This window comes from Methylopila musalis (assembly GCF_042679725.1).
GTDB classification, from domain to species: Bacteria; Pseudomonadota; Alphaproteobacteria; order Rhizobiales; family Methylopilaceae; genus Methylopila; species Methylopila musalis.
In genome coordinates this window covers 1-13,772 of record NZ_JBHTMX010000073.1, presented here as the reverse complement: position 1 = coordinate 13,772, position 13,772 = coordinate 1, and the positions used below count along the sequence as shown (strand labels likewise).

The 13,772-nt window shown below is 70.9% G+C and carries 10 protein-coding genes; 4 read left to right on the top strand and 6 right to left on the bottom strand.

The window, feature by feature from the left end; genetic code table 11:
• Positions 1-1,620 (top strand): DNA translocase FtsK (locus ACFQ4O_RS09680; protein WP_378775486.1); only part of this gene is annotated, 1,620 nt, incomplete at its 5' end.
• Between the two features lie 308 nt (positions 1,621-1,928).
• Here ACFQ4O_RS09680 and ACFQ4O_RS09675 read toward each other — a convergent pair.
• The 6 genes from ACFQ4O_RS09675 to ACFQ4O_RS09650 all read right to left on the bottom strand — a co-directional run bounded on the left by ACFQ4O_RS09675 (position 1,929) and on the right by ACFQ4O_RS09650 (position 9,912).
• The gene (locus tag ACFQ4O_RS09675) at positions 1,929-2,141 is read right to left on the bottom strand and encodes a DUF4287 domain-containing protein (RefSeq protein WP_378775485.1); all 213 of its coding nucleotides are present in this window, start codon (positions 2,139-2,141) and stop codon (positions 1,929-1,931) included.
• 124 nt (positions 2,142-2,265) lie between these two features.
• Positions 2,266-4,476 (bottom strand): 3-hydroxyacyl-CoA dehydrogenase NAD-binding domain-containing protein, encoded by a 2,211-nt coding sequence (locus ACFQ4O_RS09670; protein WP_378775484.1) that lies wholly within the window; start codon positions 4,474-4,476, stop codon positions 2,266-2,268.
• Positions 4,477-4,487: 11 nt separating this feature from the next.
• On the bottom strand, positions 4,488-5,696 hold the full coding sequence (locus tag ACFQ4O_RS09665) for an acetyl-CoA C-acetyltransferase (protein ID WP_378775483.1): 1,209 nt from the start codon (positions 5,694-5,696) through the stop codon (positions 4,488-4,490).
• An 82-nt stretch (positions 5,697-5,778) separates the two neighbouring features.
• Positions 5,779-7,572, bottom strand: coding sequence for an acyl-CoA dehydrogenase C-terminal domain-containing protein (locus ACFQ4O_RS09660; protein WP_378775482.1), 1,794 nt, complete (start codon positions 7,570-7,572; stop codon positions 5,779-5,781).
• A gap of 85 nt (positions 7,573-7,657) precedes the next feature.
• Positions 7,658-8,029 carry a response regulator gene (locus tag ACFQ4O_RS09655; RefSeq protein ID WP_378775481.1) on the bottom strand — a complete coding sequence of 124 codons (372 nt, stop codon included), beginning with the start codon at positions 8,027-8,029 and terminating at the stop codon, positions 7,658-7,660.
• Complete coding sequence (locus ACFQ4O_RS09650) at positions 8,026-9,912, bottom strand: PAS domain-containing sensor histidine kinase (RefSeq protein WP_378775480.1); 1,887 nt, start codon at positions 9,910-9,912, stop codon at positions 8,026-8,028. Before ACFQ4O_RS09650 ends, ACFQ4O_RS09655 begins: the two co-directional genes overlap by 4 nt.
• 282 nt (positions 9,913-10,194) lie before the next feature.
• Between ACFQ4O_RS09650 and ACFQ4O_RS09645 the strand changes: the two genes are divergently transcribed.
• From ACFQ4O_RS09645 to ACFQ4O_RS09635, 3 genes are all read left to right on the top strand, one after another.
• Positions 10,195-12,708, top strand: a complete 2,514-nt coding sequence (locus ACFQ4O_RS09645; RefSeq protein ID WP_378775479.1) for a DUF3772 domain-containing protein — start codon at positions 10,195-10,197, stop codon at positions 12,706-12,708.
• A gap of 65 nt (positions 12,709-12,773) precedes the next feature.
• Positions 12,774-13,379, top strand: coding sequence for a CAP domain-containing protein (locus tag ACFQ4O_RS09640; protein WP_378775478.1), 606 nt, complete (start codon positions 12,774-12,776; stop codon positions 13,377-13,379).
• Between the two features lie 26 nt (positions 13,380-13,405).
• A complete protein-coding gene (locus tag ACFQ4O_RS09635) occupies positions 13,406-13,744 on the top strand; it encodes an MliC family protein (RefSeq protein ID WP_378775477.1) in 339 nt (112 codons plus the stop codon).
• The last annotated feature ends 28 nt before the right edge of the window (positions 13,745-13,772 follow it).

Sequence of the window (13,772 nt, the reverse complement as noted above, 5' to 3'; positions counted from 1 at the left end):
GTCGCCTCGACCCCGGTCCCGGCGCCGGTCGTCCCCGCGCCGGTCGCCCCGGCTCCTGTCGCCGCGCCGGTCCGCCGGGCGGTTCCGGGCGGTTACGAGCTGCCGCCGCTGGAGCTGCTGGCGCTGCCGCCGGCGACCGAGCCCACCTTCGAGCAGTCCGAGGAGTTTCTGGAGAAGAACTCGGTCAAGCTGCAGCAGACGCTGAACGACTTCGGCGTGCGCGGCGAGATCATCGACGCCAATCCCGGCCCCGTGGTCACGCTCTATGAGCTGGAGCCCGCGCCCGGCACCAAGTCGAGCCGCGTCATCGCGGTCGCCCCCGACATCGCCCGCTCCATGAGCGCGGTGTCGGCCCGCGTGGCCGTGGTGGAGGGCCGCAACGTCATCGGCATCGAGCTTCCGAACGCCCGGCGCGAGACGGTCTATCTGCGCGAGCTGCTGGAGACGCCGGAGTTCGGCGAGACCAAGCACAAGCTCGCGGTCGGCCTCGGCAAGACCATCGGCGGCGAGCCGGTGATCGCCGATCTCGCCCGCATGCCGCATCTGCTGGTGGCCGGCACCACCGGCTCGGGCAAGTCGGTCGCCATCAACACCATGATCCTCAGCCTGCTCTACATGCACTCGCCCGAGAAGTGCCGGCTGATCATGGTGGACCCCAAGATGCTGGAGCTCTCGGTCTATGAGGGCATCCCGCACCTGCTGACGCCGGTCGTCACCGATCCGAAGAAGGCCGTCATCGCGCTCAAATGGGCCGTGCGCGAGATGGAGGACCGCTATCGCAAGATGGCGAAGCTCGGCGTGCGCAACATCGACGGCTTCAACGCCCGCGCGGCGGAAGCGCTCGCGGCCGGCGAGACCGTGACGCGCCTCGTCCAGACCGGGTTCGACCGCGAGACCGGCGAGGCGATCCACGCCGAAGAGGCGCTCGACCTCAGCCCGCTGCCCTACATCGTCATCATCGTCGACGAGATGGCCGACCTGATGATGGTGGCCGGCAAGGAGATCGAGGGCGCGATCCAGCGTCTCGCCCAGATGGCGCGCGCCGCCGGCATCCACCTCATCATGGCGACCCAGCGGCCGTCGGTGGACGTGATCACCGGCACCATCAAGGCCAACTTCCCGACCCGGATCTCGTTCCAGGTGACGTCGAAGATCGACAGCCGCACCATTCTCGGCGAGATGGGCGCCGAACAGCTGCTCGGCCAGGGCGACATGCTGCACATGGCCGGCGGCGGCCGCATCACCCGCGTCCACGGCCCCTTCGTCTCCGACGCGGAGGTGGAGAAGGTCGTCGACCATCTGAAGCTGCAGGGCCGCCCGGAATATCTCGACGAGGTGACGGCCGACGAGGAGGAGCTCGCCGCGGGCCCCGACGCGGACGAGACCGGCGCAGACACGGCGGTGTTCGACCAGAGCGAGTTCTCGGAAGATTCCGGCGATCTCTACGAGCAGGCGGTGGCCGTGGTGCTGCGCGACCGCAAGGCCTCCACCTCCTACATCCAGCGCCGTCTGCAGATCGGCTACAACCGCGCCGCCTCGCTGATGGAGCGGATGGAGAAAGAAGGCATCGTCGGCGCCGCCAACCACGCCGGCAAGCGCGAAATCTACCGCGGCGCGTGACGCCGCGGGACGTCACAGCCTGCCCGGACATCCGCAAACCGTCATGCCCGAGCTTGTCTCGGGCATCCACGACTTGAGCGTTCAGGCGTCTGTGTCGTCAAAGTCGTGGATACCCGGCTTCGCCGGGCATGACGGGGGTTTCAGGCGCGCGTTGCGGCGATGTTCAACGGGTGTTCAGACGTTCCATTGAAAAGGGCGCGCCGCGGAGATGCGGTGCGCCCTTTTTGTTTTCAGACCACGAACCGGACCACGCTTACGGCGTCAGGACGGCCGTCGCTCCCGCTCGGAATCCTAAGCGGCGACAGAGCTTACTTGCCGTCTTCGGCGAGCGTATGCGCCACGATCGCGTTGGCGTGGCCGTGCCCCAGCCCATGCTGCTGCTTCAGCAGGGCGACGAGCTCCATATGCCTGGCGGGGAGCGCCGCGCGGACGATCTCCTTCCAGTGTGAGATCGGGCGGCCATACGTCTTCTCGATGGACGGGAAATACGAGGCCGGGCCTTTGACCTTGTCTTCGCTCATGTGATCCAAGCCCTCACAACTCATGAGACTGCGTCGACAGTCATGCCCGAGCGTGGCGTTCGGACATCCACGATGTGAAACGGCGCGACCGCCTGACGCCCGACCGGCCCCGTCCCGCGGCCGATCAGGCCGCCGCCTTCGCGGGGCCGGCGAAACGCCCGTAGAAGGTCTCGCCCGTGTCGGCGAGATCGAGCAGCAGGCTGTTCGGCGCGAACCGGGAGCCGTGCTTCGCCTCCAGCGCCTGCGCCTTGGCGACGAAGGCTTTGGCGCCCATGCCGTCGATCCAGCTCAGCGGGCCGCCGGTGAAGGGCGCGAAGCCGAAGCCGAGAATGGCGCCCACATCCGCCTCGCGCATGTCGGAAATGACGCCCTCCTCCACCGTGCGCGCGGCTTCCAGCGCCTGGGCGACGAGGAAGCGGTCGCGCAGTTCGGCCACGTCGATGGCGTCCGGGTCGAGCTTGGCTTCGACCACATCGGCGAGGCCCGGCCACAGGCTCTTCTTGCCGGCGTCGGGATAGTCGTAGAAGCCCTTGCCGTTCTTGCGGCCGAGCCGGCCTTCCGTCTCCACCAGACGGCGCAGCAGCGCCTCCTGCGCGGGGTTCACCGCCTGCTCGCCGAGCTGGGCCTTGGTGGCGTTGAGGATCTTCAGCCCGAGATCGAGCGCCACCTCGTCGTTGAGCGACAGCGGCCCCACCGGCATGCCGGCCTGGCGCGCCACGTTCTCGATCATGGCCGCGGGCACGCCCTCGGTCAGCATCAGATGGCCTTCGAGCATGTAGGCGATGACGCAGCGGTTCGCGAAGAAGCCGCGGCTGTCCTTGACCACGATCGGCGTTTTGCGGATCGCCGCCACATAGTCGAGCGCGACTGCGAGCGCCTCGTCGCCAGTCTTCTCGCCCTCGATCACCTCCACCAGCATCATCTTCTCGACCGGCGAGAAGAAATGGATGCCGACGAAGCGTTCGGGGCGCTTTGCATGTTTGGCGAGGCCTGAGATCGGCAGGGTCGAGGTGTTGGAGGCGAAGATCGCCTCCGGCTTCAGCGCGGCCTCAACCTTGGCGATGACCTCGGCCTTCACCTTCGGGTCCTCGAAAACCGCCTCGATCACCAGATCGCAGTCGCCGAGCGCGCCGTAGTCGTCGGTCGCGGTGATGCGCCCGAGCAGGGCGTCGCGCTCCGCGCCGCTGGCGCGGCCCTTGGCCACCTGCCCGGAGATCAGCGAGCGGGCGAACTCCTTGCCCTTGTCGGCGGCCGCCTGGTCGCGATCGACCAGCACCACCTCGATTCCGGCCTGGGCGGTGACGTAGCCCACGCCCGCGCCCATGAAGCCCGCGCCCACCACGCCGACCTTCCTCAGCGCGGTCTTCGGCACGCCGGCCGGCCGGCGGGCGCCCTTGTTCAGCTCCTGCATGGAGACGAACAGGGTGCGGATCATGGCCGCCGCCTCCGGGCTGCGCAGCACCTTGGCGAACAGCCGGCTCTCCACCGTGAGCGCCAGATCCATCGGCAGCTGCAGCCCCTCGAACACCGCCTGCAGCATGGCGAAGATGTTCGGGTAGTTGCCCTGCGTCTCCCGGCGGTAGATGGCGTTGGCCGGCGGGAAGGTCATGAAGCCGCCCTTCGACCACACCGGGCCGCCGGGCAGCTTGAAGCCCTTCTCGTCCCACGGCTTCACCGCCTTCGGCCCGGTCTTCAGCCACGCCTTGGCGCGGTCGACGATCTCGGCCTCGGGCGCCACCTCGTCCACGAGGCGCATAGCGCGGGCCTTGTCCGGGCGGATCTGCTCGCCCTTCATCAGCATCTGAAGCGCGTCTTGCGGCGGCAGCAGCCGCGCCACCCGCTGGGTGCCGCCGGCGCCGGGGAACAGCCCCACCTTCACCTCCGGCAGGCCGACGCGGGTCGAGCCGTCACTGGCCGCGACGCGGTGGTGGCAGGCGAGCGCCAGCTCGAAGGCGCCGCCGAGGCAGACGCCCCGGATCGCCGCCGCCCACGGCTTGCCCGAGGTCTCGATCCGCCGGTAGAGCAGCGACAGCTTGCGGCTCTCGTCGAACACGGCCTGCGCCGCCGCGGTCTCGCCGCTGCGGGCCCGCTCGCGCTCGTAGAGCCGGGCGATGCCCTCCAGCATGGTGAGATCGGCGCCGCCGGAAAACGCCTTCTTGCCCGAGGAGATCACGACGCCCTTGATCGCCTCGTCGGCGACGACGCGGTCCACGATCCCCGACAGCTCCCCGATCGCCTCCGCGGTCAGCACGTTCATGGAGCGGCCGGGCATGTCCCAGACGACGGCCAGCAGACCGTCGGCGTCGAGCTCGGTGCGGAAGTTGGTCTCGGTCATGATGATCGCCCTCACACCCGCTCGATGATGGTGGCGGTGCCCATGCCGGCGCCGATGCAGAGCGTCACCAGCGCGGTGGATTTGCCCGAACGCTCCAGCTCGTCGATCGCCGTGCCGAGGATCATGGCGCCGGTGGCGCCCAGCGGGTGGCCGAGCGCGATGGCGCCGCCGTTGACGTTGACCCTGGCCGGGTCGAGATCGAAGGCCTGCAGGTAGCGCAGCACCACGGCGGCGAAGGCCTCGTTGACCTCGAACAGGTCGATGTCGCCGATGCTCATGCCGGCGCGGGCCAGCACCTTCTTCGTCACGTCCACCGGGCCGGTCAGCATCAGCGCCGGCTCGGAGCCGATGTTGGCGAAGGCGCGGATGCGCGCGCGGGGCGTCAGGCCGATGGCCTCGCCCGCCTCCTTCGCGCCGACCAGCACCGCCGCGGCGCCGTCCACGATGCCGGACGAGTTGCCGGCGTGGTGGACGTGGTTCACGCGCTCAACGTCCGGATGGGCGTAAGTCGCCACCGCGTCGAAGCCGCCGAGCTCGCCCATCTCCGCGAAGGAGGGCTTCAGCCCGCCGAGCGACTGCATGGTGGCGTCGGGGCGCATGTGCTCGTCGCGGTCGAGCAGGGTGATGCCGTTCACGTCCGTGACGGCCACCACCGAGCGGCCGAAGCGGCCCTCGCTCCAGGCGGCGGCGGCGCGCTTCTGGCTCTCCACCGCATAGGCGTCCACGTCGTCGCGGGAAAAGCCGTACTTGGTCGCGATCAGGTCGGCCGAGACGCCCTGCGGCATGAAGTAGGACTTCACCGCGATCGCGGGGTCCATGGGCCAGGCGCCGCCGGAGGCGCCGAGGCCGACGCGGCTCATGCTCTCCACCCCGCCGCCGATGGCGAGATCGTGCTGGCCGGACATGACCTGCGCGGCCGCGAAATTCACCGCGTCGAGGCCCGAGGCGCAGAAGCGGTTGATCTGGACGCCCGGCACGTCGATCCCGTAATCGGCCGCGAGCGCCGCGGCGCGAGCGATGTCGCCGCCCGCCTCGCCCACCGGATCGACGCAGCCGAGCACCACGTCGTCCACCGCGACCGTATCGAGGCCGTTGCGCTCCTTCAGCGCCTTCAGCGCCGTGACCGCGAGGCCGAGCGAGGACACCTCGTGCAGCGCGCCGTCCGGCTTGCCGCGCCCGCGCGGGGTGCGCACGGCGTCGAAGATGTAGGCGTCGGGCATTGGTCCTCTCTCGCGTGGTGCGGTCCGGGCGTGGCCGGGACCGGCTTCCTGTTCAGGACGGCATGCGAAACGTAAACCCGGATCAGAACGCGTCCGGCGGCAGCGCCATCACGGCGTCGGCGCCGGCGGACAGGGCCGCGAGCCGCGCCGCCGTCTCCGGCAGCTCCCGCTCCATGAAGAAGCGGCCGAGCGTCAGCTTCACGTCCATCTCCGCGGCGGGGCGGCCGCCGTCCGCCTTCCGGTCGAGCGCGGTGCGGGCGATCTTGGCCCACATGAAGCCGAGCGCCACCAGACCGAACAGGCGCATGTAGTCGCTGGCGCCGGCGCCGGCGTTGTCGGGCTTGCCCATGGCGTTGGCCATGAACCACATGGTGGCCTTCTGCAGGTCCTCCCGCGCGCTCTTCAGCGGGCCGAGGAACGGCTTCAGCCCGTCCTCGCCGGCGTTTTCGGCGAGGAAGGCGTCCACCTCCTTGAAGAAGGCCATGATGGCGCGGCCGCCGTCGCGCGGCAGCTTGCGGCCCACCAGGTCCATGGCCTGCACGCCGTTCGCGCCCTCGTAGATCTGGGCGATGCGGGCGTCGCGCACGAACTGCTCCATGCCGTGCTCGGCGATGTAGCCGTGCCCGCCGAACATCTGCTGCGCCTTCACCGTGTTGTCGAAGCCCACGTCGGTGATGACGCCCTTGATGACCGGGGTCATCAGGCCCATAGCGTCGTCGCCGGACTGGCGGTCCTTCGGGTCCTCGCTCACATGGGCGACGTCGCCCTTGAGCGAGGTCCACAGCACCAGCGCGCGGGCGGCCTCGTTGAAGGCCTTGATGGAGAGCAAGGTGCGGCGCACGTCCGGATGGACGAGGATGGGGTCGGCGGGCTTGTCCGCCGCCTTGGCGCCGGTGAGCGCGCGGCCCTGCAGGCGGTCCTTGGCGTAGGCCGCCGCGTTCTGATAGGCGACCTCGGACTGGGCGAGCCCCTGCACGCCGACGCCGAGCCGCGCCTCGTTCATCATGGTGAACATGGCGGCGAGGCCGCGGTTCTCCTCGCCCACCAGCCAGCCGGTCGCGCCGTCGTAGTTCATGACGCAGGTGGCGTTGCCGTGGATGCCCATCTTGCGCTCGATCGCGCCGCAGGACACGCCGTTGCGGGCGCCGACGGAGCCGTCCTCGCCGACCAGATTGCGGGGCACGACGAACAGCGAGATGCCCTTCGTGCCCCCCGGCGCGCCCTGGATGCGGGCCAGCACCAGATGCACGATGTTCTCGGTGAGGTCGTGCTCGCCGGCGGAGATGAAGATCTTCGTGCCGGTGATGGCGTAGGAGCCGTCGCCGTTCGGAACCGCGCGGCTGCGGATCAGGCCGAGATCCGTGCCGCAATGGGGCTCGGTCAGGTTCATGGTGCCGGTCCATTCGCCGGACACCATGCGCGGCAGGTAGAGCCGCTTCTGCTCCTCGGAGCCGTGCAGCGTCAGCGCGGCGATCGCGCCCTGGGTCAAGCCGGGATACATGGTCAGCGCCATGTTGGCGGACGACATGTACTCGCTGACGATCATGGCGAGCGTGCGCGGCAGCCCCTGCCCGCCATGCTCGGGATCGGCGGAGAGCCCGACCCAGCCGCCGTCGGCGAAGGCGCGGTAGGCGTCGCGGAAGCCCTTGGGCGTCGTGACCGCGCCGTCGGGGCTGCGGGCGCAGCCGTCCTCGTCACCGGACAGGTTCAGCGGCTGGAACGTCTCCTCGGCGAGTTTCGCCGCCTCGTTCAGGATCGCCTCGACGGTGTCGCGCGAGGCGTCGGCGAAGCCGGGCAGGTTGGCGTGCCGCTCGAAACCCAGCACGTCATAGAGCAGGAAAAGCGTGTCCTCGACCGGCGCCTTGTAACTCGGCATGGCGTTTTCTCCGCCTTGGTGTGCTGATGCACTCTAGCTGAGAATTCACCCGTCGTGAACCGCGCCGCGCGTCTTTGTGACGCGTTCAGTCCCGATCCCGGAAATAGCTCAGCGCTTCAACGAGATCGGCCGCCACGAACGGCTTCTGCAGCGTGCGCGCGTCCGGATAGCGGCCGATCACGCCGGCCTCGCCATAGCCGGTGGTGAACACGATGCGCACGCCCTTCTGCGCCAGCGCGTCAGCGACGGGGAAGCTCTTCTCGCCACCAAGATTGACGTCGAGCAGCGCGCCGTCGAGCGCCACGCCGTCAAGCAGCGTCATCGCCTGCGCCACCCCGCCGGCCGGACCCACCACGTCCACCCCATGATCGAGCAGCATGTCCTCGATCATCATGGAGATCATGGCCTCGTCCTCGACGACGAGAATCTTCAGGCCGGAAAAATCACGCTCGGTCATTGCGCGAGAACTTTCTGCGAAAGCGGGACAAGGAGCGTGCAGGCCACGCCCTCGGGAGCGAAGTCGATGCGCGCCTCGCCCCCCAGTTCCTGAACGATGCCGCGCTCGATCAGCCGGCATCCGTAACCACGTCGGGCGGGCTCGCTCACCTGCGGGCCGCCCGTCTCCCGCCACGCCATCTCGAGCCGTCGGCCATCGTCGCCGATCGTCCAGTCCAGCGCCACCTGTCCGTTCGGCACGGACAGAGCGCCGTATTTCTGCGCGTTGGAGGCGAGCTCGTGCAGCGCCATGGTCATGGTGACGGCCGCCGTCGGCGACAGGCGCACCGGATCGCCGCCCACGGTCACGCGCCCGGCCGCGACGCCGAAGGGCGCGAGCGTGACCGCGGCGAGCTCGATCAGCTGGGCGCTGGACCATGTCTCGCGCATCAGCAGGTCATGGGCGCGCGACAGCGCCATGAGCCGGGCGTTGAAGGTGGTCTGGAAATCCTCGAGGTCGACCGCGCTGCGCTGGGTCTGGCGGGCGAGCGCCTGCACGGTCGCCAGATTGTTCTTCACCCGGTGGTTCAGCTCGGCCAGCAGCAGGCTGCGCATCCGCTCCGCCTCGCGGCGGTCGGTCACGTCCGCCGTCACGCCAAAGAAGCCGCTCGGGCCGCCGCCCTCGTCCACCAGCACGGTCACGTTGCTCACCGCCCAGGTGGCGGAGCCGTCCGGGCGCAGGCAGCGCTCCTCAAGGTCGAACGCCTCGCCGGTCTGCACCGCGCGCGCGAACCGGCGCTCGATGTCGTCCCGGTCGTCGGGATGGGCGAGCTGCGCCATGGTGACCTGGCGCAGCGTCTCGGGCGAGCGGCCGAGCAGCCGCGCCATGGCCCCGTTCACGCGCAGAAACCGGCCGTCCAGCGCCATTTCCGACAGCCCGACCGCCGACTGCCCGAAGATCGCGGACAGGCGGGCCTCGCTCTCGCGCAGCCGCCACAGGCTGGTCGCCTGCTCGTGGCCGAGCCACAGCCGGTCCGCCACCTCCCGCGCCGCATGACGGTCGTGCACGCTCCATTCGGACGCCGTGGCGCGGTCCACGAACAGCGCCGCCATCACCCGGCCGCCGCGCGCGACGGGCGCCACGAGCCGGCTCGCCACTCCGCGGTTGAAGGCGTGGTCGTCGGCGAGGTCCTCGGCCACGAAGGTCCCGTCCTCAGCGTCGCGCCAGCCGAGCGCGCCGAGCGGCAGCGGGCCGGTCTTCAGCGCGTCCGCGCCCGCGCTCCAGAGGCCACGAAGCTCGCCCACGTCGCGCTCGCCGTTCACGTCCACGTAGCCTACGCGGAGGGCGGACAGCGAATTCCCCACCAGCGGCAGCACGGAGGACAGCACGTCGCCCGGGCGGGCGCCGGGGGCGGTGGCGGCGCGGATGCGGTCGGCGGCCTGGAACAGGAACTCGCGGCTCTGGGCGGTGCGCACCAGATCGGTGGTCTCGTGCCCCTGGTTGAGCACGCCCACGACGCCGGTGCTGTCGTCGAGGATCGGGGTGAAGCTGTAGTTCCAGTAGGTCTCGGCCAGCCGTCCGCCGCGATCCATGGGCAGCATCTGGTCGAACACGGAGACTCCGCGCCCGGTGGCGACCACCTGCTCGAACTGCGGCCCGACGATCGGCCAGATGTCGCGCCACACCTCGGCCGCGGGCCGGCCGAGCGACCACGGGTGCCGGTCGGCGGGGATGGGCGACCAGGCGTCGTTGTAGAGCAGACGCAGGTCGTCGCCCCAGTAGATCGCCGTCGGGTAGCTGGAGTTCAGGCACAGGCCGAGCGCGATCCGCAGCGCCGGCGGCCAGTCGTCGATGGGGCCGAACGGGGTCGACGACCAGTCATGGTCGCGAATCCGCACCGCCATTTCTCCGCCCGCCCTGAACACGCCGACCGATTCCGTCCCTCAGTATCTTGCCGGCGCGCCCCGCTCGCATGCGCCGCCACGCGGTTATGGCGGAGCGCGGCGCGCGCGCCAGTGGTCGGGAGCTTCGCGAGGCGGTTTTTTTGAGCGTTTCGAGCGCGCGGCCGGGCGGAGAGGCGCGCCCCCCGCGATAAATCCGCGCCCGGAAGGGATTTCGCCCGCCCTTGGCCGCATTCGTCCAGGATGCAGGCCGCAGCTTCCGTCCGCCTCAAGGGAACGATTCGTATGCCGTCCGGCCTCGCCGCGCCGCTCCGCCTGTTCGCCATTCTCGCCGTCCTCGTCGCCACGCTCGGCGCCGCCGGCGTGCAGGAGGCGGCCACCCCGGCGCCCGGCGCCCGGATCGATCAGGTCCAGGCGGAGCTCGACCAGATCGAGGCGACGCTCAAGCGGGAGTCGCTCGACGACGCGACGCTCGGCGGGCTCCGGGCGCGCATCGAGCCGCTGGCGACCACGGTGGACGACGCGGTGTCGCAGCTTCAGCCCCAGCTCAAGGCCGCCGACGCGCGGCTGGAGCAGATGGGCCCGGCGCCGGCGGAGGGCCAGCCGGCCGAAAGCCCCGACGCCGCCAAGGAGCGCGAGGCCCAGACCAGCGCGCGCCAGAAGATCGACGAGCAGATCAAGCGCGGCCGCCTGCTTCAGGTCGAGGCCGCGCAGGTGGGCGACGACATCACCCAGCGCCGCCGCGCGCTGCTGGCGCAGCGGCTGTTCGAGCGCAGCCGCTCGCTGCTCGACCCCACGCTCTGGGTGGAGCTGACGACCAACGCCTCGCGCGATCTCGGGGCCGTCAGCCTGATCTTCTCGGACTGGCGCGCGGTCGTCGGCCGCAATCTCTCGCCCGCCTCGCTCGGCACGGCGCTGGCCTCCGCGCTGATCGCGCTGCTGCTGCTGTTCCCCGGCCGGCGGCGGATCATCAGCCTCGGCAACCGTCTCGCGCTGCGCGAGGCGCCACGCTCCCATCTCCGGCGCTCGGCGACCGCCATGACGCTGGTGCTCGGCACCACCCTGACGCCGGCGCTCGCGGTGTTCGCGCTCTATCAGGGGCTGAAGCTCGCGGGCTGGATGCCCATGCGGGTCGAGCCGCTGATGCTGGCGCTGATCGCCGCGGCGGGCTTCCTCGGCCTGGTGCAGGGGCTGATGCGCGCCTTCCTCAATCCGCGCCGTCCGGCGTGGCGGCTCGTAAACCTGTCCGATGCCGCCGTGGCCGAGATCAAGAACCAGCCGCTGTGGTGCGCGCTGGTGTTCGTGCTCGGCCGGCTGGTGGAGCGCTTCAACGACCTGATCGTGGCGAGCCTCGCGGTGTCGATCGTCGCGACCGGCGCCTTCGCCGTGCTGAACGCCGGCACCTTCGCCCTCGCCCTGCGCCGCCTGCGGGCGGCCGAGCGGATCGAGGACGCCGGCGCCCAGACCGACGCCGCCAAGGCGCCCGAGCGCTTCGGCGGGCCGGCGCTGTCCCTGCTCCGGCTGCTCGCCTGGGCGGCCATCGCCGTGGTGCTGCTGGCGGTCGCCACCGGCTACGTGGCGCTGGCGCAGTTCCTGGCCAACCAGGTCATCTGGATCGCCACGGTGCTGGCGCTGCTGTTCCTACTGCTCACCTTCGTGGACGACCTGCTGACCACCGGCCTGTCGGCGCAGACCGGGCTCGGCCGCGCCGCGAGCGAGGCCATCGGCATCCGCGCCTCCTCGCTGGAGCAGATCGGCGTGGTGCTGTCGGGCGTGGCGCGGGTGACGCTGCTCGGCTTCGCGCTCATCATCCTCGCGGCGCCGTGGGGCCTCGAGACCACGGACGTGTTCAGCTGGCTCCGGACCGCCTTCACCGGCTTCCAGATCGGCGACATCACCATTTCGGTCGCGGGCGTGCTCGGCGCGCTGGCGCTGGTGTTCGTGGGCTTCGCGCTCACCCGCGCGGTGCAGCGCTGGCTCGACCGCGACCTGCTGCCCAAGACCCGGCTCGACACCGGGCTCAAGGCCTCGATCAACACCGGCGTCGGCTATCTCGGCGGCCTGCTGGTGATCGTGATCGCGGTCTCCTATCTCGGCTTCAGCCTCGACCGTCTCGCCATCGTCGCCGGCGCGCTCTCGGTCGGCATCGGCTTCGGCCTGCAGTCCATCATCTCGAACTTCGTCTCGGGCGTGATCCTGCTGGCGGAGCGCCCGATCAAGGCGGGCGACTGGATCGTGATCGGCTCGGATCAGGGCAACGTGCGCCGCATCTCGGTGCGCTCGACCGAGATCGAGCTGTTCGACCGCTCCACGCTGATCGTGCCGAACTCGGACTTCATCACCAAGAGCGTCAAGAACGTCACCCACGGCGCGCCGGTCGGCCGGGTGCAGATCGAGATCACGGTCGCGGCCGACGTGGACCCGGTCGCGGTGCGGCGCATCCTGCTCGACACCGCCAAGGCCCACGGCTCGGTGCTGGGCTTCCCCGAGCCGCAGGTGTTTTTCAACAGCCTCGGCAAGGCCGACAACGGCTTCACCCTGTTCGCGAGCGTTCCGAGCCCGCGCCAGGCCGCCACGGTGAAGAGCGACCTCAACTTCGCGCTGGTGAAGGCGTTCAAGGAGCAGGGCGTCGCCATCGGCGGCGCCGCGGCCCCGAGCCTGCCCGAGGCGGTCGATCGCATCGGCGAGACGCTGACGCGGCTGGCGCTGCGCCCGGCCGAGACCCTCTCCGCCGCGCGGTCGCACGACGCCTCGGACGCGCCGACGTCGCCGCCGCCGCGCACCGAGCCCCAGCCGTGAGCGCAACGAAGCCTTAACCCTTTTCTCCGCCAGAGTTCCGCCCCTCACGCGCTGGAGCGCGCCGCATGATCCGTCCCGTCCTGACCGTCTCGGCGCTCGCGTTCGCCGCCGTCCTCGCCGGCTGCGCCGCCACGCCCGTCGCCCCGAAACCGCCGTCGGAGCCGAGCCTCTACCAGAGCCAGACCCGCCCCGGCGCCAAGCTCGACCGGCAGGCCGCCGCCGACATGATCTCGGAGCTGCGCCGCTCCAACGGCCTCGGCCCGGTGCGGCTCGACCCGGATCTCAACCGCATGGCCGAGCAGCAGGCGCAGGCCATGGCCCGCGCGGACAAGCTCAGCCATTCGGTGTCCGGCTCGCTGAAGGAGCGCATCGCCCGCTCCGGCTATCGCAACGGCGGCATCGTGGAGAACATCGGCGCCGGGCACGACACCCTCGCCGACGCCTTCACCGGCTGGCGCTCGTCGCCGCCCCATCTGAGGAACCTGCTCGCGCCGGGCATGGGCCGCATGGGCATCGCGGCGGCGCGCGCGCCGCACTCCCGCTATGAGGTGTTCTGGGCGCTCGTCATGGCGAACCCGGTCGATCCCCGGCCCGAGACGCCGCCGCTCGCCATGGCGGCCCCGGACCTGCGCGGAAGCGTGCGCCTGCCCGCCGGCCTGCTCGCCCGCTGATCCGCCGTCCGCCTCAGGAGCCGCCCATGCGTCGCCCCCTCGCCTGTCTCGGCCTCGCGGCGGCGCTCGCGCTGCCCGGCTGCGCCTCCGCCCCGGAGGCGCCCTCCCCGCGCCCGGCTCCCACAGCGGCGGCGGAGGACACCCGCTACGCCTGCGACGACGGCTCGTTCCTGCAGGTGACGTTCCGGGACGAGAGCGCGCATGTGGTGATGGCGGACGGCGAGACCGCGGACCTTGGCCAGCAGCGCGCGGCCTCCGGCGTCTGGTACGCCTCGGAGCGCTACGAGCTGCGCGGCAAGGGCGACGTCGCCACCTGGAGCGAGCGGGGCCGGCCCGCGGCCTCCTGCCTCGCGACCCGCCGCTGAGGCTTTACGCCGGCGCGGCGGACGACCG